A 20,761-nucleotide genomic window follows, 5' to 3' on the forward strand; every position below is an offset into this window, starting at 1 on the left:
GAATATCTATGATGTATAATATGATTTATTGTTTGAAATAGAGAATGATATTGATATCAAAGATGGAAATTTAAAATCCGCTGGGATGGATTCAGTTGGAACTGACGGGACCTCTGCAGACTTGCCAAGAGAAAGACGTAGGTGCTTTTTGATGGAACAACTATTTCAAAATATCTGAAAGGCGCTTTTGGTCCATTTCGACGCGTTTAAGATTAAGTCCTGCCAGCAGATCAAGTATATGTGTTTTCATTAACTCCGCAGCATCGACCGGCTTATGCTGCTCAATTGCGTTCACCAGAGCGTGGTGTGCATGGCTTTCACAGGTGGTTTCGCGACGACGCCAATAAAGCGCAATGATCAGTGATGAGCGAGGCAGGAGGTCAGCAACAAAGCCTGCCAAAATGGAGTGGTTGGCAATGCCAGCAAGTTCGAGATGGAAACGTGCGGACAAACGAATGGCATCACTGTCGCGTCCTGCATGAAGTGCTTCATGCTCTTTATCGAGATGTTCGCGAAGTTTTCTTATATCCTCTGCAGTCGCAACTTTAGCAGCGAGTGCAGCGACCTCCGGCTCTATCAGCATCCGTGCTTCAAAGACTTCTCGTGCTTCTTCTTGTGAGGGCTCGGCGACAAATGCGCCTCGGTTCGGCTCAAGTCGCACGAGACGATCATGGGCAAGCGCCTGTAATGCAGAACGCACAACTGCGCGACTGACCGAATAGATTGTGGCCAGTTCGTCTTCCGGTAATTTGGTGCCTGGCAATAATTGATGGCTCACGACAGCATCTCGCAACCCCTCATAAACAGGGTGCCAGCGCGTTGACCCGCTGTTACCGCTCGTTTCATTGTTGTCTGTGGTTTGGGTGTCCAGTAAGTTCATTTTATCCAGATACAAACGATGCCGGGTGGTGTCCGCACCAAATGCGTTCGAGTTTCATCTGACATACATATCGAAGCCGTGATCCTTGCTGTCAACGGCGTTAAGATCACCGCTTACACTATAAGGCGCTGCATCCAATGTGTAATTATTAGATCTCAGCATGATTTCCCTGGTGAAAAAGGTGCAAAGATACCGTGGAATTCTTTTACTCTCGGTGCTTGATAGCCGCCGAGCTTAGACGTTTTAAGCCCAAGTGTGATGAGACTCTCGCAGAGTTTTACCGCTGCTGTAACGCCGTCAATGACTGGAATCCCGTGCTCTTCTGACAATGATGCTGCAAGGTCGGCCATACCTGCGCAGCCAAGAACTATTGCTTCGGCATGATCATCTCGCTTGGCACGCACTATTTCTTCCGAAATGCGAAGCCGCGCATCTGAACCCGGGATTTCCAAATCAAGCACAGCGACATCGCTTGCTCTGACTTTCGCGCAGCGCGTCGCGAGACCATACCGTGTGAGATTGTGCTCAATTGCTGGAACGGAACGGGAGAGGGTGGTCACGACACTAAATTTACCGGCTATAAGGCTTGCCATATGAAAGGCTGCCTCACCAATGCCAATAACCGGTATGTTACTTGCGCAGCGTGCGGCATCCAGTCCCGTATCATCAAAGCAGGCGATCACGCAGGCATCCGCGTGTGAATGTTTTTGCATTTCACCAATCATGCCGGGAATGGCAAAAACTTCATCGAAATAGCCTTCAATGCTTGGTGGGCCATCATTGGGATTGACGGCAATAATATTGGTGTCGGCGAGTGCAACACCGCGTGCGGCTTCGCCGATTTTCCGCGTCATGGACGCAGTTGTATTGGGATTAATGACAAGTATGTCCATTTCCTCGGACCCTAGTATGGTTTTTATCGTTGTTCATGTGGCAGGGCGCGTTGTGCGCCCTGAAATTAGATTTCACCGCCGAGATAGAGTTTTTTGATGCGGTCGTCAGACACGAGTTCGTCGGAATTACCAGAAAGAGCGATCTTGCCGGTTGTCAGCGCATAGGCCCGTTGCGAAATGCGTAAAGCCATGCGTGAATTCTGCTCAACCAGAAGCACGCTGACTTTTTCATCGCGATTGATAGCGACGATGGAACGGGCAATATCCTGCACAAGCTTAGGTGCAACGCCGAGCGAAGGCTCATCGAGCAGTAGCAACTTTGGTTTGGCCATCAACGCGCGCCCAATAACCAACATCTGTTGCTCACCGCCACTCATCGTACCAGCGGCTTGCGAATAACGCTCCTTGAGACGTGGAAAACGGCCCAGAACCATTTCAAGCGTATTGGCGATCTCTGCTTTGGCGGAGCGTGTAAAGGCTCCCATCAGCAGATTGTCGCGTACCGTCATATATGGAAAGACGCGCCGGCCTTCGGGCACCATTGCGATACCCATTTCAACAATGCGGTCGGATCGGGTTCCATCAAGGCGATTGCCTTCATAATAAATTTCGCCTTTGCGCAATTTGTTAAGGCCGGTAATCGCTCGCAGGATTGAAGACTTGCCAGCGCCATTAGCACCGATTAGTGCTACTGTTTCGCCCTGATTGACGGTGAGAGAGACGCCTTTCAATGCATAGACATGGTCATAATAGAGTTCGGCATCTTGGACTTTCAGAAGCTCTGTCATGATCAGTATCCAATCGTTTCATCTTCTGCGCCGAGATAGGCTTCGATAACTTTTTCGTTCTCCTGAATTTCCTTTGGCGTGCCTTCGGCAATTTTCTGGCCGAAGTTGATGACGACGATCCTGTCGGAAATATTCATCACCGCAGGCATGTCATGCTCGACAAGCAGGACAGTGATGCCGCGATCACGCACCGCACGCACCATCTCGACCGCCTTGACGGTTTCGTCATGGTTCATGCCTGCAAAGGGTTCATCCAGCAGCAGAACTTTGGGCTCGGTGGCAAGACCAATTGCTATGCCCAGCGCACGAAGATGCCCATGTGGAAGGTTTTGCGCGACTTCATTGCGTTGTGATCCGAGTCCAAGAAAATCGATAATTTCATCGGCTGAGCGCTCAAATTCCTGCCTGTCCTGTCGCGCTAGACCAGTACCAATATAGCAGCCTAGGAAGCTGGCTTTTGCACGAAGGTGATGCGCGACAATGACGTTTTCACGCACCGTCATGCCTTTAAAGATGGTTGTTTCCTGAAACGTTCGGACAACTCCTTTGCGGGCCACAATATGTGGCGCCAGACCAGATATGCGGGCTCCATTAAACAGCACTTCACCTGTTGTCGGACTAAGAAAAGACGCTATCAGTTTGAAAAGCGTAGATTTTCCTGCACCATTCGGGCCGATAACGGATAGGATTTCCCGCGCTTTCACGGAGAACGAAACATCATTTACAGCTATCAGTCCGCCGAAGCGTTTGGTTACGCCTTTGACTTCCAGAAGTGCGTTCATGATCCCGATCCTTTCTTACCAGACAATCGCAAGCTGAGCAGGCCGTTGGGCAGAAACAGCATCAGGATGATGAGTAGGCTTGAGAAAATGAGGAGTTGGAACTTTCCGGTCTGAAACAGGAAGTCCCAGCCGAAGTAGAGAACAAAAGTCCCGATAATCGGTCCGAACACATAGCCAAGACCGCCAAGGAAGCAGTTAAGCATGAAGTTGACGGAGTCGGTGACCGTGAAGCTTGATGGGTAGATCGACTGCGAAATCGCCACAAACATTGCGCCGCCCAATCCTCCAAGGAAGGAGGAAATTGCATAGGCAAGCACACGCAGATTGGTAATATTGACACCGATGGAGGAGGCGAGCTCTTCATTCTGTTGCAGCGACTGGCAAAGGCCTCCGATGCGTGAATGAATAAGCCTATAAAGGGCTGCAAAGCATACCACCATCAGGAATACTGATACGAAGTAGAATGCGGCTCGTGGATTTTGCAGAGTTGCGAAATCGGGCAGGATTGTGAATCCAAAGATCGATATGCCGCCCGGCGGAGGTATGTTGACCATGCCTTTCGCACCGTTTGTAATCGGTAGAGCCATCGCGAGCAGGCGCGCAACTTCTGTCAGAACCAGCGTCACCATTGCAAAATAAACACCGCGAAGACGTAATATTGGCAATCCAATCAGTATGCTGACAAAGGCGCAGAAAAGACCCGCAAGTGGCAGTGTCAGCCAGAAAGACACTCCATATTTCACCATCAGAATGGCAGACACATAGCCGCCCATAAGGGCATAGGCACCCTGACCGATATTGATGCGACCGATATAGAAGGTGATCCAGACGCCTGCGCTGGCAATGGAGAGCAAGGCTACAGAAGTTAGCGTGTAATAAAGATCGTTGCGTCCGGTTATGCTGATCAGCAACGGTATGCCGATGAAGACGAGAGCGAGGAAGGCAACGACGCCAATAAGTTTTACTGTGTTTGTCATGTTTGCCTCCATCAACCCCAAGGTTTACCCATAAGACCGTTTGGACGAAGACTGAGGAAAACCATCAATCCAGCGAAGATCACGAGATAAGTAATATCTCCATATGGCCGCAGCACCGTAAGACCGACGGATTCCAGCATTCCGAGAATGAAACCGCCTGCAATTGCACCGCTGACGACACCCGCGCCACCGATCATCACCATCATGAAGGCCTTGATCGAAATAGCGCCACCAATGCCAGAATTGACACCGGTAATGGCAACCAGCAAACCGCCGACCAGACCTGCCAGCATCGCTCCTAATGCGAAGCCGATCATGGAATAACGGTTGACATTCACGCCCATAAGCTGCGCCGCAACACGGTCCTGAGCGAGCGCGCGCATCGCGCGGCCGGGTTTCGTAAACTGCATAAACAGAACAAATGCTGCGATGAATACAACTGCCAACACACCGATCAGGATGCGATCATAAGGTATGATCAGCCAATCTGACACAAATACGCCGTTGATGATCTTTGGCACACCGCGCTGCTTTTCTCCAAACAGCAGCAAAATCACGGCATCCAGAAAAAATGCGATCGCTGCCGCAAGAAGCATCGTACTTTCGTCGCGGACACTTCGTTTTATGACGGGCCTGAAGAGGAACTTTTCGATCAGCGCGCCCACAATCATCAATGTGACTGCAGAAGCCAACAATGCCACAACAAAGGGCAGGCCGAGTTGCCCATAGATCGTATAGGTGACAAATCCGCCGAGCACATACATCTGCCCATGTGCGAAGTTCAAAACATTCATCAAAGCGAAAATAAGCGTCAGACCAAGCGCAATCAGCGCATATTGTGAGCCGAGATACAGTCCGTTGACTATAACTTGTTCCATGAAGGCAAACTCCCTCCTGCGGAGAGTGGCCTTGCCTAAGTCTCCGTGGCTGTTCATTACGATTGGGAGGCAGAAGCGGGTGCTATGATCACCCGCCTCCAAAAATATTCGGGCTTAGTCGACCTGTCCAACGAACAGTGTTTCGAACTTGCCGTCCTTATACTCAGTGACCACCATAGGAATACCCAACTGACGCTTCTGCGTGAAAGACGTGTCGCCCACATAAGTCAGTTTGGAGCCGTCCCCCTTCACATATGGATTGGGCGCTGAGAAAGTATCAACGGTCTTCTTGAATTCTTCGACGTTATCGAGAGCAGCAGGGTTAGCCTTCATCGTTTCGATAATATATTCAAGCGCATAGACCTTGGTGTTCGATTCATCATTATACTCGCCATAGGCTTTCGTATAACGATCAACGAATTCTTTCATCGTGTCTGATGCGATTTCAGGCGTTGATGCACCGCCCACGGAAATAAAGCCGTTTGCAAGCTCACCGGCACCTTCTTCAAGTACCTTGGCGTCTTGTGCTGTTTCGGTGGAGATGAAGCCCTCATAGCCCAATTCACGTGCTGCGCGGATCAGAAGTGGCGCATTCCCCGGTGCAACACCAGAAAGAACGAGTAGGTCAGGCTTCTGCATGATGATTGGGGTGAGAACTGGTGTGAAATCACGCGTATCGTTCTGATAGGCATCGCTGGTTGACACCACTTCGAGACCGAGTGCCTTTGCAGCTTCAATACCACTGTCGCGCTGGCTTAGCGGATCAGATTCATTGGCAGCAACAAAAGCAACGCTTTTCACGCCCTTGTTTTCTTTCAAATATTTGTAAATCGCTGGGCCAGACTGATAATTGGCAATCATACCCAAAATGGCGTTGGATGCGGGCGGTGTATAAAGTTCTTTAGGGAAGGAATAAGGGAAATAAATAATCCCTTTGGATTCGGCGACCGGGCGAACTGCCGCCGCGCCATCATCGACATTTGGCCCTACAACGTAATGAACGCCTTCCTGTGCCATTTTTTCCATGCCCGCGATTGCGCGCTTAGGGTCTTTCTGGTCATCGAAAGTAACGATCTTGATTTTATAATTATCGTCACCAATCTTCACGCCGCCGAGTTCATTCAGCCAGTCGGCGCGCACCTGCATTGAGCGAACGTTCGATGTGCCCCATGCTGCTGCAGGGCCACTTGTAACACCCACAAAGCCGATCTTGAGTTCTTTGTCAGCAGCCTGTGAAGTATTGGCGGACATGATAGCGAGAAACGAAACGGCGCTAAGCGCCGCAGCCTTGATGACTGCGCGTCTGTTAAACATTTGTATTCCCCTTGTTACTTTACCGCTCCCTCGTTTTGTGGGGAGAAGCATGTAGGGATTGAACGACAGACACCTCAGATTGTCAACAATATTTATTTTTTGGTAAACAATGTGAACTTTGAATTATTATTGATTGATATTCTGCCTGTAAGTTTATGCCAAAAAGTTGCGATGACGCTTATGAGTAAATTTCTATTAGCTATTGAATTTGAAAGGAAAGCCGGGCATTTTCGGTTGTTGCAATAACCCATGAGCTATTATGTCAGTCCAGCGCGCAAGTTTTTATATCCTTCTGGCACTGGTGACCGTCGCGTTTGCCTGGTTGTTGATCCCCTATTATTCCGCTGTGCTATGGGGCGTCATTCTGGCGCTTATTTTTTATCCCGTACAGCAATGGCTTTTGCGGGTTTTGCGGGGCCGCAAAAATATTGCAGCGTTTCTCTCGGTGCTGATGTGCATTTGCCTCGTCATCCTTCCAACATTGTTAATATTCGGTTTGCTGGCTCAGGAGGGTAATTCTGTCTATCAGCGATTGAGTACGCGCGAATTCGATCTCAATACTTATATTACGCGTATTCTAGCAGCTTTACCGGACAGTCTGGAAGAGTGGATGGTGCGTTTTGAACTGGGTACTTTTGCTGAATGGCGCACGCGCATAACCGGCGGTATTTTGCAAGGTAGTCAGATTTTTGCGAGCCGCCTCGTTAGCCTCGGACAGAATACACTTCAGTTCATTATAAGCTTTGGCATAATGATTTATCTGCTGTTCTTTCTATTTCGCGATGGAGACGAATTGGGAGAAAAAATCAGGCAGGCGATACCACTCAGCGAAGATTATAAAAACCAGTTCGTCGAGAAGTTTGCTGCGGTCATCCGTGCGACCGTAAAGGGTAACATTATTATCGCGCTTATTCAGGGTACAATAGGCGGTGTTACATTCTGGCTGCTTGGTATCGAAGCTGCATTATTGTGGGGCGTGATGATGACGATCTTCTCATTGCTACCCGTCGTTGGTGCTTCTCTTATATGGGCGCCCGTTGCCGTATGGTTTATCGTAAACGGCATGTGGCTTCAGGCATTTTCATTGATATTTGTCGGTGTTTTAGTGATCGGGCTTATCGATAATCTTTTACGCCCCCCTTTGGTGGGGAAGGGCACGCGTATGCCGGATTTTGTGGTTCTCATCTCCACTATTGGTGGGATTTCGCTTGTTGGGATTAACGGGTTTGTCGTGGGACCAATGATCGCGGCAATGTTTATCGCAGCATGGTCGCTTCTAGCGCAGGAGCAAAGCTCCCAAAAAATCCGCATAGACTGAATTTAAAATCATTAAATGTAGGCTTAAAAACAAGAACGCCCGCTGCACTGGGAGGAGGAGTGTGCAGCGGGCGGATCTGAAAAGCGCGACTGGGAGGAGGAGTGCCGCGCTTCGAGTTCAGCCTCTGGGAGGAGGAGTGAGACTGAACAATCACAAGATAGGTTTAGTGCGGCTAACTTACAAGCAGCGATACTGCAAGGCAGATATGCATTTTGGAATAGCTTAAAATAAGAAACCGCCCCGCTGCGGTTAACGCGCTGGGGCGGCTCTCAACTCCTCCAAGTGGCGCAGACAATAACGGCATGCATTTAAAAAGCAACCCCTTATAACTTACATGCAAGTTTCAGTAATTACTGAAATCATCATAACGTTAAGAGGGTATGATTAATAAGCTGCGTCTCATCGTTTGCGTATTAACATGGTCAAAGGTGTATTCAGAAATTTATTTCCGATCGTGTAAAAAAAATCAGATGGTGGGTGCCCATTAAAACTTGATTATACAATTTCATACTTTGAAATAAATCGATTAGATCGGCGAGTATCTTCATCATTCGATTTCCACACACAAACCTCATCAACGAGCGATAATTAAAGTTGACTCGTAATATCAAGATTAATATAGCCTGCCATTAACATGAGTTAATTTATCATCTTAACGGATTGTGGCGATAGTCAGCTTGGGGGTTGTAGTGAAATCGAATTCTGGACGTATCCGCTATTTTTGGGATACTACTGTTTTATGCGGCACTTTTGGCGCTGCTGTCTTATTGGCTGCACCGGCATTTGCACAAAATGCACCGCAGGGTAGCAATGTAAAGAATCAAACTGCAGATCAGGGGCAGATTGAAACGAAACGCAAAGAGCAAGCGCTCCAGCTCGACACTATCACCATTTCGCCTACGATTCAGAATGCTGCTGCTATTGATGCCATGGCGTCAACCAGCGTTATCACACAGCGTGATATTGATCGGATTCAGGCAACGACTGCTGCTGATCTGTTCAGAGCAACTCCCGGCGTTCATGCATCGCTGAATGGCGATGATCCGGCTACTTCTATTAACATTCGCGGTCTTCAGGAATATGGCCGTGTCGCGGTAACGTTGGACGGTGCACGCCAGGATTACTGGCGCGTTGGCCACGGATCTGGTTCATTCTACATTGAACCCGAAATGCTCAAACAGGTAACCGTAATTCGTGGTCCTGTTTCCAATGCTTACGGTTCAGGCGGCATTGGTGGTCTTGTTGCTTTTGAAACCAAGGATGCAGGCGATTTCCTTCGCGACAGCGAAACATGGGCATTAAGCGAAAAGCTACGGTATGAAAGCAACGGCAAAGGCTGGATGACCAGTACGGTTGGAGCTTATCGCTTCAACGAGAATTTTGATGTTATCGGCAATCTGAACTATCGCGATAGCGACGCTTATAAAAACGGCGACGGCGATGTTGTTCGCTGGACGGGTGAGCGGGTCGTTAGTGGCTTAGGTAAAGTTACAATTCGTCCGGCTGAAGGACACGAACTAAAGCTGGGCTACTCGCGCCAAAAATACAATGACATCATGACTGCAAGCAGCGGTTCAACCTCCAGTAATTTGTCGAGGTTTGATGCTGATACAATCGTTAGTACATATACGGGTAACTATACATACAAGCCTGAAGATAACCCTTTATGGAATTTATCTGTAAACGCTTATTACACCGATACAGACAATGACCAATATCAGGTCTGGCCAAAAGCCAATATCGGTAAGACACGATACTATGACGTATCAACGGCTGGATTCCGTGCATATAACAGCTCTCGTATAGAGACTGATGCCATGGTCCACACCATTACTTATGGTGTTGATTATTATAAAATGCGCGGTGAATCTGACACCGACAATTTTGGCAATGGTGATCAGCAGGCCTACGGTGGTGTTCTGCAATGGCAAGGTGAATACCAGAAGTGGCTCGAACTGATTGGCGCATTGCGTTATGATGGGTATCAGCTGGACGGGACCACGAAAGCAACCAACCTGTTGCCTTCAGAAGATGTTAATGTTGACGGCCATCGCGTTTCGCCGCGCTTGAGCGTAGGTGTGACGCCATGGGACGGCGTCCAATTCTATGGTCTTTATTCGCAGGGTTATCGTGTTCCGCATATGCAGGACATGTTCCGTCAGAATGGCGCGCATGGTGCAGGCTATGAGCCAAACCTAATGTTGAAGCCGGAAGTTGCGACCTCGTTTGAGGCAGGGATCAATCTCAGACAGGATGGGATTCTTGATGCGGGTGATCAGGTCAGAGCTAAGATTAATTTCTTCCATACAGATGTAAAAGACTACATCAACACTGTGAAAAGCGGTGCTGTTACCACCTCTCAAAACGTTGGCACGGCACGACTGCAGGGTGTCGAGTTCGAAGGCACTTACGATAACTGGTGGGGTTATATTAATCTCGCCGCTTCTTACACAGATGCCGAGATGAAGGATGGTATTTATAAGGGCGATAGCCTGAGCAATACACCGCTGAATAATTTTAGTACGACTCTGGGATTGAAGGCTTTTGAAGAAAAATTAATCTATGGCGTTGAATATGAAAGCATTGGCAGGGTTAATCGTGCACTCACAACAGGCGGAGTTAAAGTATATCCGCGTGTTGATCTGGTGAATGTATTTGCCAACTGGCATGTGAATGATAACGTTAAGCTCGATTTTGGCGTCGATAATCTCTTCAATAAAGCCTATACAGATGCGCAAACTGGCTGGGCAACAAGCACAGACATTGACCAGGCCAAGGGAAGAACCTTCAAAATCGCCATCACGGGTCGCATCGGCGGCTAAAATATCGAAATGAAGGCAGAAATGCCTTCATTCTTTTTTGCATCAACGGATTGAGAAACCCTGTGTCAAAGTCATCCTCTGAAGCTACCCGCGCATTACTAAGCTATGCAAATATTCCGCTACAAAATGGCAATACATATCTGCCTAACATTATCGATCGTCTAAACTCCTATCATGCAGAATATCTCCTGCTTAATGAAACCAATGTATTTGATTTTTCATTTGGTCGTATTGAGATCGATAACAAAGAACATGGCTACCGTGTAGCTCTGCATGCTGATGATGATACAGGCTTGCACCGTTTGAAAGATCTGGCAGCGGTTGCCATTAAACTTTACACTAAGGAAGAAGCTCCGGAGATCATCTGGCAAGGAGACAGAGCTGGAGAACAAGTTCTTCCTCAATTTCGTCTGATGCGGGTAATTTCGTCAGAACAGATCACGCCTCATATGCTTCGCTTGCGTCTCGCAGGGGACGACTTGAAGCGGTTTTCGTTGTTTGGTGCCATGCATATCCGTTTGCTATTGCCAACCGCCGAGGTTCCGAAGCCTGTTTGGCCAATTATGGGTCCAAATGGATTACCGTTCTGGCCAGATGACTTTCGCAAACCTGCGTCCCGCGCTTATACGATCCGTAGCCTTAATATTGATGCGGGCTGGCTTGAGATCGATTTTTACCTTCATGAAGTTGAAGGACTGGCCAGCACATGGGCTAAAAATGCCAAGGCTGGCGATGAAGTTGGGCTAATGGGCCCGGTGGGGCGACCTTTACGTCGTGCAAGTCGCTATCTGATAGGCGCTGATGCCACCGGCCTTCCTGCAATCGGACGAATGCTTGAAGAGTTTTCGGAAGAAGTGACCGGACGTGTTGTCATCGCTGTTGATAGCGAAAATGACGTGCAGAATCTCGCGCATCCCCAAGGTGTTTCCATCGACTGGATCATTGATCCAGATCAGAAACGCGCTGCTGAAACACTCACACAAGTGTTATGTGAAGCAGAATGGCCGGAAGGGCCTGATAGCTTTGGATGGTTTGCAGGTGAAGCAGATCAAGCAAAAGTTATTCGCCAGCATTGGCGTCAAAAACTTGGTAAAAGCCGTGAAGAAACACTCGTTGCAGGTTATTGGCATAAAGATGCTGTCGGATTTATGGCTGGTTGATAAAAATGCTGAGCTTGTAAGTCATAATAACCTTTCGCTCGCAAACATAATGCGCTAGGCACCCTACAAATTATGAGTGAAGGAGCCTAGCCATGGCTGAACTGTTGAAACGCTTTGCAGAATATTACAAGCCACATCGCGGTTTGTTTATGCTGGATTTCTCAAGTGCTGTGGCTGCTGGTCTTCTCGAGTTAGCGTTTCCTATAGCCGTGACCGTTTTTATTGATCGTTTGTTGCCTACAGGGCAGCTTGGCATTATCGGTCTGGCTGCTATCGGCCTTCTGGCGATTTATGTCCTCAATGCGGTCCTGCAAGTCATTGTTACGTATTGGGGGCATATGCTCGGTATCAGAATTGAAACCGAGATGCGCCGTAAGGCATTCGATCATTTACAAAAACTGTCCTTTGGTTTTTTTGATAATCAGAAAACTGGACATCTGGTGGCGCGACTGACCAAAGATCTTGAAGAGATTGGAGAGGTCGCTCATCATGGTCCCGAAGATGTATTCATAGCTATTATGACGCTGATTGGTGCTTTTGCACTAATGATGTGGGTACATGTTCCGCTCGCGCTTATCACAGCTACGATCATACCGCTCTCAGCTTATGTGACCATGCGTTACGGTAGACGAATGACCTCTAACTGGCATGCTCTTTATCGGCGCGTCGGTGACTTTAATGCGCGTATTGAAGAAAATGTTGGCGGTATTCGGGTTGTTCAGGCCTTCACCAACGAAGATCATGAACGTAAACTTTTTGCGGAAAACAATGAAAACTACCAGCGAACGAAGTTGGCTGCCTACAAGATCATGGCTGCTTCAATGTCGCTATCTTATTTATCAATGCGCTTCGTGCAGGTAGTCGTTATGCTCGCCGGCGCTTGGTTTGTTGTGCGTGGCGAACTAACAGCTGGCGGTTTTGTGGGCTTCCTGCTGCTTGTTAATGTTTTCTTCCGTCCGATCGACAAGATTAATTCCGTAATTGAAAGCTATCCAAAAGGCATTGCAGGCTTTCAACGTTATGTTGAGTTTCTGGACACGCGACCTGATATTGCAGATCGCCCCAATGCACAGTCTGTCGAGCGTCTTAACGGTGATATTGAGTATCGCCATGTCAACTTCGGTTATAGCGATAAGCGTCCTATTCTCAGTAATCTTAATCTTTCGATCAAGTCTGGTGAAACCATTGCTTTTGTTGGATCTTCTGGTGCAGGTAAAACAACAATCTGTTCAATGTTGCCACGCTTTTACGATGTGACACAGGGTGGAATATTTGTTGACGGTATTGATATTCGCGACATGACGCTCAAATCACTGCGGTCGAATATTGGTATTGTCAGTCAGGATGTGTTCCTGTTCGCAGGAACTATTCGTGAAAACATTGCCTATGGGCGTCTTGAAGCAACAGACGAAGAGATCATTGAAGCTGCACAGCGAGCACGACTAGATGGTGTGATTGCTGATCTTCCAGACGGATATGATACGGTGATTGGTGAGCGTGGCGTGAAGCTTTCTGGAGGCCAGAAACAGCGTCTGGCCATAGCACGCATCTTTCTTAAAAATCCGCCAATTCTTATCCTTGATGAAGCCACTTCAGCATTGGACACCGAGACAGAGCGTGCCATTCAGCAATCCCTGGCTGATCTTTCTGTCGGGCGAACGACACTGGTTATCGCGCATCGTCTCGCGACGATTGTGAATTCAGATCGTATTCTGGTTGTTGAAGGCGGTGAAATCGTAGAACAGGGTAGCCACAACGAATTACTTTCATTGAAGAATGGCCGCTATAATCGCCTACACACAGTTCAATCCGCATCAATCGACGGTCTTTTGTCTGCCTGATCTTGTCTCCACCTCTTCCGCGCCTATTATCTGCGTTTAATATCGCGGGAGAGAAGTTGTGAAGCACATAGTCCTTAAGCGCATATACGAAGCTCCGGAAGCCGATGATGGTTTTAGGGTGCTTGTTGATCGTGTGTGGCCGCGGGGTATGACAAAAGAAAAAGCACATATTGATTTACGGGCTAAAGACGTCGCGCCTACGTCTCAACTGCGCAAATGGTTTGGGCATGAAGCTGCTAAATGGGCCATGTTTCAAAGCAAATATAGCGAAGAACTAATGCACAATTTAAATGCAGTTAAGGCTCTCCTGCACGAGGCAAAAGGGAGAGACGTAATCTTACTTTATGGGGCAAAGGACGAGCAGCACAATCAGGCGATTGTACTCAAGGATTTTATTACCTCTCATTGGAAATCTCTGGTAGAAAATCCATAATATTCAAATCAATTATCTTTTTTATAATCTGCACGGTTGATCCCGTGTCTCTGCATCTTGTCGTAAAATGTCTTACGCGGAATCCCAAGTGCTTCCAGCGTATCCTGAACATTGCCGTTATGTGCTTCCAGAGTCTCACGAATGAGATCGGCTTCAAAACGCTCTAGGCGCTTGGGCAACGTCTGTTGATCTGCTTGTAAGCTGATTTGCTGTTGAGTGGGAAGTTTAACACCCAACGCAAAACGCTCAGAAAAATGAACCAGTTCGCGCACATTGCCCGGCCAGCTATGCTCCATTAGATAGCGCTGTGTCGCGCTATCCAATACAGGCATATCGCGATTAAAGCGCCGCGCAGCGCGTGCGAGAAAATGTGAAAAGAGCAGGGGAATATCGTCACGACGCTCGCGTAATGGCGGTATCGTCAACGTCACGACATTCAACCGATAATAAAGATCTTCCCGAAAATCGCCGCGTTGTAGCGGATCGCCCAGATCAATCTTTGCAGCGGCGACAACACGAAGATCAACGGGACGAACTTCGTTAGTTCCGAGGGGCGTGATCTCGCGCATTTCGAGAACGCGAAGAAGCTTTACCTGCGTCGCAGGCGGCATACTTTCTATTTCATCTAAAAAAAGTGTCCCGCCGCTTGCATGTTCAATACGCCCAACACGTTTTTTTTGCGCACCAGTAAAGGCGCCCGCTTCGTGGCCGAAGAGTTCACTTTCGATCACTGTTTCAGGCAATGCACCACAATTAAGCGCGACGAAATTGCCTTTACGGCGGCTGCCCCAGTCGTGGAGCAATTGAGCTACGACTTCTTTTCCGCTTCCAGTTTCACCCGCAATCAGAACATCAACATCGGTATCGGCAATATCACGGATGGTACGACGAAGATTTTCGATTGCCGGTGTCTGACCGATGAGCGGCATATTGTTTTGAGCATCGTCTGCTAATTCGCGCAGTCTGCGGTTTTCCAGAACAAGCTTTCGGCGCTCTGCTGCTCTTAAAACGCTATGAACCAACAGGTCAGCGGCAAAGGGTTTAGCGATGAAATCATAAGCGCCATTCTGAATAGCCTGCACTGCCATGGGTATATCGCCATGGCCGGTGATCAGGATAACCGGCAGATCAATATCAATCGCTTGAATACGAGCAAAAAGCTCCAATCCGTCGATCTTGGGCATACGAACATCTGTTACAATGACGCCTTCGAATGCAGCTGTAATTGCCGGTAATGCTTCGGTCGCACTCCCAAAGTCCTGTACTTCATAACCAGCAAGTTCCAAAGTTTGTCGCGTAGCTCGGCGCAGTGCCTTATCGTCGTCGACCAATATAACGGGAATGTTCATCATGCCTTTTTGAACTCTACTCGGAATGTCGTGCCATCAGCATTGCTCTTTGCTGATATTTTCCCACCATAATCGTTCAGAATTTCTTTGACGATCACGAGGCCAAGACCAAGGCCATGGTCTTTTGACGTGTTGAACGGTGTGAAAAGATTGTCCTGAATATTTTGCGGAATGCCGGGACCATTATCAGAAATTGTCAGTGCGATGCTTTTAGAAAGCAATTTGGTTCTGACTTTTATCTCTCCGCTATTTCCTTTAATTTCAACCGCTTCCAGAGCGTTTTGAAATAGGTTTATTAGCACTTGTTCTAGTCTCAATGAATGCCCGGTAACTTTCACATCGATGGATGGCAACTCAATATCAAACTGATCCATGCTGCCGGAAAAGCGACTGCGTAGCAGAACCAGCGCCCCAGATATAACCTCTGCGAGTGAGACGGCTTCGGACGGGCGATGGCCTTTACGTGCAAAAGTGCGCAAGTCACCAGTGATCGCCCCGATGCGTTCGGTCAGGGCTGCAATTTCGGCCAGATTTTCCGTCGCTTCACCGAGTTGTTTTCGCTCAAGAAAAATACGCGCATTGTCTGCATAAGCGCGAATAGTTGCGACCGGCTGGTTTATTTCATGCGCAACGCCTGCTGCAACTTGCCCCATAATCGCCAGTCGGTTGGCGTGAACAAGATCTTGCTGAACGCCTTGCAGCATTGTCTCCGTTTTATGATGATCGCTGATCTCCGATTGTAACCTGTCTCGTGCTTTAACCAGATCTTGCGTTCGCTCGATAACACGGTCTTCAAGATCAGATTGTCGCCGCTGGACATCTGCAATTCTAGCAATAATCCGCTGTCTGCGACGGAGCACGATGCCAATCAGTGTTGCAAGGGCCGCTAATATTACGAAAGCGACGAGGCGTGCCCCCTGCACAGCGGCTTCAATGGGTGCCCGCATTGGAGCGAGGCTATATATTTGCCACGGAGTTGTCTCGACATGCGAAGTGATTGCCAGATAGTCCGTATTTTTAGCCGTACCCGGAAGAAGCGCTTCAACGAGAACAGTATCGGCATCGCCGGTAAGTGGCCTTATTGAAAGTGGTAGCGGCTTGAGCGGAGTATCACCAAATTGAAGACTCTGGCGAATAGCGTCAATGCGTTTTGGGGGAAATTCACCAATCGTCATAAACCGCCACGAGGGAAGGCTGGTAATGAGCACAATACCACGATCGTCTGTCACAAAAGTAGGGCGGCCGGTTTCGTGCCAGTCCTTTTCGAGTTGATCGAATGAAAGCTTCACGACCACAACACCAAGCGGACCAATTTTGCCGTCAATACGCCGCGCGATATAAAGCCCGGGCAGATGGCTCACATTTCCCAGTGCGAAATATTCTGTGCCGCCGTCTTTCAGGGAGCCTTTGAAATACGGTCTGAATTGATAATCATTGCCGACAAAGCTATCCGGTTCACGCCAATTACTGGCCGCAATCGCTGCGCCGTCGAGACCGATAAGATAAATAACAGCTGCTTGTGTGCCTTCTGCGAGTGCCTCGAATTTACGGTTCAAAAGATCAATCGTGACAGGACTGTTTGTTTCGAGCGCTTCTGTGAGCTCTTTGTCTTTCGATAATACGAGAGGCAGCGCACGTTGTTTTTCAAGAACAGCACGAAGAAATGCAGCATTTAGGTTGGAATCGATACGCGTTTGCTCTTGTAGCGTCTGTAATGCACGTTCGCGGGCATCATTGCCGACAAACCAGAAGGCCAATGCAAACACAGCAATACAAACTGTACCAAATACCCACCATGTAAGGCGGTTGGAATTTAGGGCCAATGGCGTTTTAGTGCCTGTGTCTGACTGGTCGTTCATCATTATAGTGTGCATTAAATCGCACAAATAGAAAAGATTAATGTGCGTCTTACCGCGCAAATTTGATATTTTATTATTTCAATTTTCAAAAAAATATTTGTTTTTCAATTAGTTAATTGGTTTTTCTCTAACTGGCACGGACCTTGCAGATCATGATGCGAACGGCAGCACATGCTGTCGAACGAACGAAAGAATGGCTCGGGAGGCTGGATGCGATCCGGATAGAGCCTGATGGAGGAAATCATGATTGCTGTACCAAATGGTGCTGTGGACGAACCACGCCGCCCAATTCCACTTTACAAGCAGCTTTATGTGCAGGTTTTGGTCGCGATTGCAGCGGGCATTCTGCTCGGGCATTTTTACCCCGAGTTCGGCACCCAGCTTAAGCCGCTGGGCGATGCATTCATCAAGCTTGTTAAGATGATCATTGCGCCGGTTATTTTCCTAACCGTTGCGACTGGCATTGCCGGTATGACCGATATGAAGAAGGTCGGACGCGTGGCTGGTAAAGCCATGATCTACTTTCTGACATTTTCTACCCTTGCACTCATCATCGGCCTGATCGTTGCAAATGTTGTTCAGCCAGGCGCTGGCATGCATATCGACCCTGCTTCGCTTGATCCGCAAGCTGTTGCAAACTACACAGAAAAGGCGCACGAGCAGACCATTACAGGCTTTCTGTCTGGCATCATTCCAACAACGATTGTTGGCGCATTTGCATCCGGCGATATTCTTCAGGTTCTGTTCTTCTCGGTGCTGTTCGGTATTTCGCTCGCGATGGTTGGCGAAAAAGGCAAGCCGGTCACTGATTTCCTTCAGATGTTGACAACACCTGTTTTCAAACTGGTTTCGATCCTGATGAAGGCAGCGCCAATTGGTGCCTTTGGTGCCATGGCATTCACGATTGGCAAATATGGTATCGGGTCGATCGCTAATCTGGCCATGCTGATTGCGACCTTCTACATCACGGCAATTTTGTTTGTTGTGATCGTTCTAGGCGCAGTTGCACGGTACAATGGCTTTTCGATTATGGCGCTTATCCGCTATATCAAGGAAGAGCTTTTGCTGGTTCTTGGCACGTCATCGTCTGAAGCCGCATTGCCAAGCCTCATGGACAAGATGGAAAAGGCGGGCTGCAAGCGCTCCGTTGTCGGCCTCGTCATTCCGACCGGCTATTCGTTCAACCTTGATGGCACGAATATCTACATGACCCTTGCGGCGCTTTTCATCGCGCAAGCAACGGATATTCCATTGTCGTTGACTGATCAGGTCTTGCTTCTGCTCGTGGCGATGCTCAGCTCTAAGGGCGCAGCGGGTATCACTGGTGCAGGCTTCATCACACTCGCAGCAACTCTTTCTGTTGTTCCTGCCGTTCCGGTTGCTGGCATGGCGCTGATCCTTGGTATTGATCGCTTCATGTCGGAATGCCGTGCACTGACCAACCTCGTTGGCAATGCTGTTGCGACAATTGTGGTAGCACGTTGGGAAAACGAACTCGATGTTGAGCGTCTCAATGCCGCTATGAACGGCAAGCCAATGGCAATCGAGCCAGAGCCGCTTGAGGAAGGCTTTTTACAGCCGGCAGAATAATTTGGAGTGCATTCCAAAAAGTGTGAAACGGTTTTCGGATAAGATGCATGTACGAACAAACACTCAGGCAATGAAAACGGCCCGCCCAAAGCGGGCCGTTTTGTTTATTTATTATCTTCTGCTGCTTTGCCCTGCGTTATCAAACGCGCGCTGTGCTGGCCTGATATGAAAGTCCAGAGCCAGCTCCATGCGACGGCTGCACGACTGCGCGTACCGATCAGGAAGAATATATGGGCAATGCCCCATACCCACCAAGCAAGCGATCCTTTGAGCTTGATGCGTCCCATGTCCACCACCGCTGCTCCACGACCAATCGTCGCTAGATTGCCCTGATGGCGATAGCGGAATGGTGCTGGCGTTGCCGTGCCGGAAGCACGACTGCGAATGACTTTCGCAACGTAAGCTCCTTGTTGCTTGGCAGCGGGAGCGATGCCCGGAACAGGCTTTCCATCTGGCCCTTCAACCCAAGCTGTATCGCCAATCACGAAAACATTCTCATGACCGGGCACGCTAAGGTCTGGTAAGACGCGAGCGCGTCCTGCGCGGTCACTCTCTGCGCCAAGCCACGCTGCGGCAGGTGAGGCGGCAACACCTGCTGCCCAGATTGTCGTCTCGCATGGAATAAACTCGTCACCGACGGTGACGCCATCCTCAGTGATTTCCTTGACCGGCACTCCGAGGCGCACTTCTACGCCAATCTTCTCCAGAACATTTTTTGCATAGGCAGAGAGATCATCAGGGAAGGCGGACAAAATGCGCGGGCCAGCTTCCACCAGCAATATACGCGCCTGACGTGTGTCAATATTTCGAAACTCTGGCCACATCGTATCCTTGGCCAGCTCTGCAATAATGCCTGCGAGTTCAACGCCGGTCGGTCCCCCACCAACCACCGAGAATGTCAGCAATGCCTGACGTTTTGCAGCATCTGTCTCACGTTCGGCACGTTCAAATGCGAGAAGCAAGCGGCGGCGAATGGTCGTGGCGTCCTCCAGCGCCTTAAGACCGGGAGCCACTTTTTCCCAACGATCATTGCCGAAATAAGCATGCCGCGCGCCGGTGGCTAACACCAGCGTATCGTAGTCAATCTCGCTTCCGTTTTCGAGTTTGACTTTCTTAGTTGCCGCATCGACGTCGATAACGGTGCCAAGCAGCGTCGTCACGTCTTTACGATCTTTGAAAAGATGGCGAATTGGCCATGCAATTTCTGATGTCGCCAGGATCGTTGTGGCAACCTGATATAAGAGAGGCTGAAAGAGGTGATGATTACGCTGATCGACAAGCGTAATGCGAACATTTGCGCCTTTCAGATCATGGATTAATTGCAGGCCACCAAAACCTGCACCGACGACGAGGATATGGGGGGTATCCGGTCCGCTCATTGAAGCTATACACCTGAGTTTGGCGTGATTACGAGTCACGCTGATCGAAGTTAGTTGCGCCTTTAAAATAACGCTACCAGACTGATCGTAAAGGACTTAACGGCAAAGTGAAGCTGATTCTTGATAAAAACAATCATGTTTATATAAAAATAGTCGTAATACTAAGGATTGCCGACGTGGCAATTTTCAAAACCCTACAAAATTAGTCCTGCTGCACGACATCCAAACAGTGGAATTGCGTGCAGCTAGGCCGCAACCTTGTAGACAATTTGAGATCGCGCTTTAGTATCGATCTATTGCACTAGCAACGCCGCAATATTGGACAGGCTTGAATTAGAAATCATCACGATGATTCATATGCCGCACATAGGCAAAAGCTGTGCCTGCCAAGATTGGCAAAATAACCAGTGCCATCCAGAAGAAAATATTGCTCATGTTTCCCTCCCATTTTCAGCCATGTTAACACAGTTTAAAGATATGTGAATAACGCGTTAAAAG

Annotated in this window: 16 protein-coding genes; 6 read left to right on the top strand and 10 right to left on the bottom strand. The window is 48.7% G+C overall.

Annotated features, from left to right (window positions below):
• Positions 1–160: 160 nt before the first annotated feature.
• The 7 genes from WH356_RS22815 to WH356_RS22845 all read right to left on the bottom strand — a co-directional run bounded on the left by WH356_RS22815 (position 161) and on the right by WH356_RS22845 (position 6,512).
• On the bottom strand, positions 161–880 hold the full coding sequence (locus WH356_RS22815; protein ID WP_339514996.1) for a GntR family transcriptional regulator: 720 nt from the start codon (positions 878–880) through the stop codon (positions 161–163).
• A 155-nt stretch (positions 881–1,035) separates the two neighbouring features.
• A complete protein-coding gene (locus WH356_RS22820; RefSeq protein WP_339514998.1) occupies positions 1,036–1,773 on the bottom strand; it encodes an aspartate/glutamate racemase family protein in 738 nt (245 codons plus the stop codon).
• A 65-nt stretch (positions 1,774–1,838) separates the two neighbouring features.
• A complete protein-coding gene (locus WH356_RS22825; RefSeq protein ID WP_339515000.1) occupies positions 1,839–2,561 on the bottom strand; it encodes an ABC transporter ATP-binding protein in 723 nt (240 codons plus the stop codon).
• A 2-nt stretch (positions 2,562–2,563) separates the two neighbouring features.
• Entirely contained in the window at positions 2,564–3,343 is a 780-nt protein-coding gene (locus tag WH356_RS22830; protein WP_339515002.1) for an ABC transporter ATP-binding protein, read from the bottom strand.
• A complete protein-coding gene (locus tag WH356_RS22835; protein ID WP_339515004.1) occupies positions 3,340–4,320 on the bottom strand; it encodes a branched-chain amino acid ABC transporter permease in 981 nt (326 codons plus the stop codon). The genes WH356_RS22830 and WH356_RS22835 overlap by 4 nt, the downstream gene beginning before the upstream one ends.
• 11 nt (positions 4,321–4,331) lie before the next feature.
• A complete protein-coding gene (locus WH356_RS22840) occupies positions 4,332–5,198 on the bottom strand; it encodes a branched-chain amino acid ABC transporter permease (protein WP_339515006.1) in 867 nt (288 codons plus the stop codon).
• Positions 5,199–5,312: 114 nt separating this feature from the next.
• Positions 5,313–6,512, bottom strand: a complete 1,200-nt coding sequence (locus WH356_RS22845; RefSeq protein ID WP_339515008.1) for an ABC transporter substrate-binding protein — start codon at positions 6,510–6,512, stop codon at positions 5,313–5,315.
• Between the two features lie 259 nt (positions 6,513–6,771).
• Here WH356_RS22845 and WH356_RS22850 point away from each other — a divergent pair, with 259 nt between their 5' ends.
• From WH356_RS22850 to WH356_RS22870, 5 genes are all read left to right on the top strand, one after another.
• Positions 6,772–7,830: an AI-2E family transporter gene (locus WH356_RS22850; protein WP_339515010.1), complete on the top strand. Its 1,059-nt coding sequence runs from the start codon at positions 6,772–6,774 to the stop codon at positions 7,828–7,830.
• A gap of 689 nt (positions 7,831–8,519) precedes the next feature.
• On the top strand, positions 8,520–10,652 hold the full coding sequence (locus WH356_RS22855) for a TonB-dependent receptor domain-containing protein (protein WP_339515012.1): 2,133 nt from the start codon (positions 8,520–8,522) through the stop codon (positions 10,650–10,652).
• A 62-nt stretch (positions 10,653–10,714) separates the two neighbouring features.
• Positions 10,715–11,812, top strand: a complete 1,098-nt coding sequence (locus WH356_RS22860) for a siderophore-interacting protein (protein ID WP_339515014.1) — start codon at positions 10,715–10,717, stop codon at positions 11,810–11,812.
• A gap of 92 nt (positions 11,813–11,904) precedes the next feature.
• A complete protein-coding gene (locus WH356_RS22865) occupies positions 11,905–13,653 on the top strand; it encodes an ABC transporter ATP-binding protein (protein WP_339515016.1) in 1,749 nt (582 codons plus the stop codon).
• A gap of 58 nt (positions 13,654–13,711) precedes the next feature.
• Positions 13,712–14,086 (top strand): DUF488 domain-containing protein, encoded by a 375-nt coding sequence (locus WH356_RS22870; RefSeq protein WP_339515018.1) that lies wholly within the window; start codon positions 13,712–13,714, stop codon positions 14,084–14,086.
• 8 nt (positions 14,087–14,094) lie between these two features.
• Here the strand turns inward: WH356_RS22870 and WH356_RS22875 are convergent, their stop codons facing one another.
• Positions 14,095–15,438, bottom strand: a complete 1,344-nt coding sequence (locus tag WH356_RS22875) for a sigma-54-dependent transcriptional regulator (RefSeq protein WP_445253723.1) — start codon at positions 15,436–15,438, stop codon at positions 14,095–14,097.
• Positions 15,435–17,309 (bottom strand): sensor histidine kinase, encoded by a 1,875-nt coding sequence (locus WH356_RS22880; protein ID WP_445253724.1) that lies wholly within the window; start codon positions 17,307–17,309, stop codon positions 15,435–15,437. Before WH356_RS22880 ends, WH356_RS22875 begins: the two co-directional genes overlap by 4 nt.
• Positions 17,310–17,537: 228 nt before the next feature.
• Between WH356_RS22880 and WH356_RS22885 the strand changes: the two genes are divergently transcribed.
• Entirely contained in the window at positions 17,538–18,884 is a 1,347-nt protein-coding gene (locus tag WH356_RS22885; RefSeq protein WP_339515022.1) for a dicarboxylate/amino acid:cation symporter, read from the top strand.
• A gap of 104 nt (positions 18,885–18,988) precedes the next feature.
• Here WH356_RS22885 and WH356_RS22890 read toward each other — a convergent pair whose 3' ends face one another.
• Positions 18,989–20,263: an NAD(P)/FAD-dependent oxidoreductase gene (locus WH356_RS22890; RefSeq protein WP_339515024.1), complete on the bottom strand. Its 1,275-nt coding sequence runs from the start codon at positions 20,261–20,263 to the stop codon at positions 18,989–18,991.
• Between the last annotated feature and the right edge of the window lie 498 nt (positions 20,264–20,761).

The organism is Ochrobactrum sp. MYb379 (assembly GCF_037479515.1).
Taxonomy (GTDB): domain Bacteria; phylum Pseudomonadota; class Alphaproteobacteria; order Rhizobiales; family Rhizobiaceae; genus Brucella.

What these genes read in the sequence shown, in the direction of transcription:
- WH356_RS22815 (WP_339514996.1), bottom strand. Translation starts at nt 880, where the DNA reads ATGAACTTACTGGACACCCAAACCACAGACAACAATGAAACGAGCGGT.
- WH356_RS22820 (WP_339514998.1), bottom strand. Translation starts at nt 1,773, where the DNA reads ATGGACATACTTGTCATTAATCCCAATACAACTGCGTCCATGACGCGG.
- WH356_RS22825 (WP_339515000.1), bottom strand. Translation starts at nt 2,561, where the DNA reads ATGACAGAGCTTCTGAAAGTCCAAGATGCCGAACTCTATTATGACCAT.
- WH356_RS22830 (WP_339515002.1), bottom strand. Translation starts at nt 3,343, where the DNA reads ATGAACGCACTTCTGGAAGTCAAAGGCGTAACCAAACGCTTCGGCGGA.
- WH356_RS22835 (WP_339515004.1), bottom strand. Translation starts at nt 4,320, where the DNA reads ATGACAAACACAGTAAAACTTATTGGCGTCGTTGCCTTCCTCGCTCTC.
- WH356_RS22840 (WP_339515006.1), bottom strand. Translation starts at nt 5,198, where the DNA reads ATGGAACAAGTTATAGTCAACGGACTGTATCTCGGCTCACAATATGCG.
- WH356_RS22845 (WP_339515008.1), bottom strand. Translation starts at nt 6,512, where the DNA reads ATGTTTAACAGACGCGCAGTCATCAAGGCTGCGGCGCTTAGCGCCGTT.
- WH356_RS22850 (WP_339515010.1), top strand. Translation starts at nt 6,772, where the DNA reads ATGTCAGTCCAGCGCGCAAGTTTTTATATCCTTCTGGCACTGGTGACC.
- WH356_RS22865 (WP_339515016.1), top strand. Translation starts at nt 11,905, where the DNA reads ATGGCTGAACTGTTGAAACGCTTTGCAGAATATTACAAGCCACATCGC.
- WH356_RS22875 (WP_445253723.1), bottom strand. Translation starts at nt 15,438, where the DNA reads ATGATGAACATTCCCGTTATATTGGTCGACGACGATAAGGCACTGCGC.
- WH356_RS22880 (WP_445253724.1), bottom strand. Translation starts at nt 17,309, where the DNA reads ATGCACACTATAATGATGAACGACCAGTCAGACACAGGCACTAAAACG.
- WH356_RS22885 (WP_339515022.1), top strand. Translation starts at nt 17,538, where the DNA reads ATGATTGCTGTACCAAATGGTGCTGTGGACGAACCACGCCGCCCAATT.
- WH356_RS22890 (WP_339515024.1), bottom strand. Translation starts at nt 20,263, where the DNA reads ATGAGCGGACCGGATACCCCCCATATCCTCGTCGTCGGTGCAGGTTTT.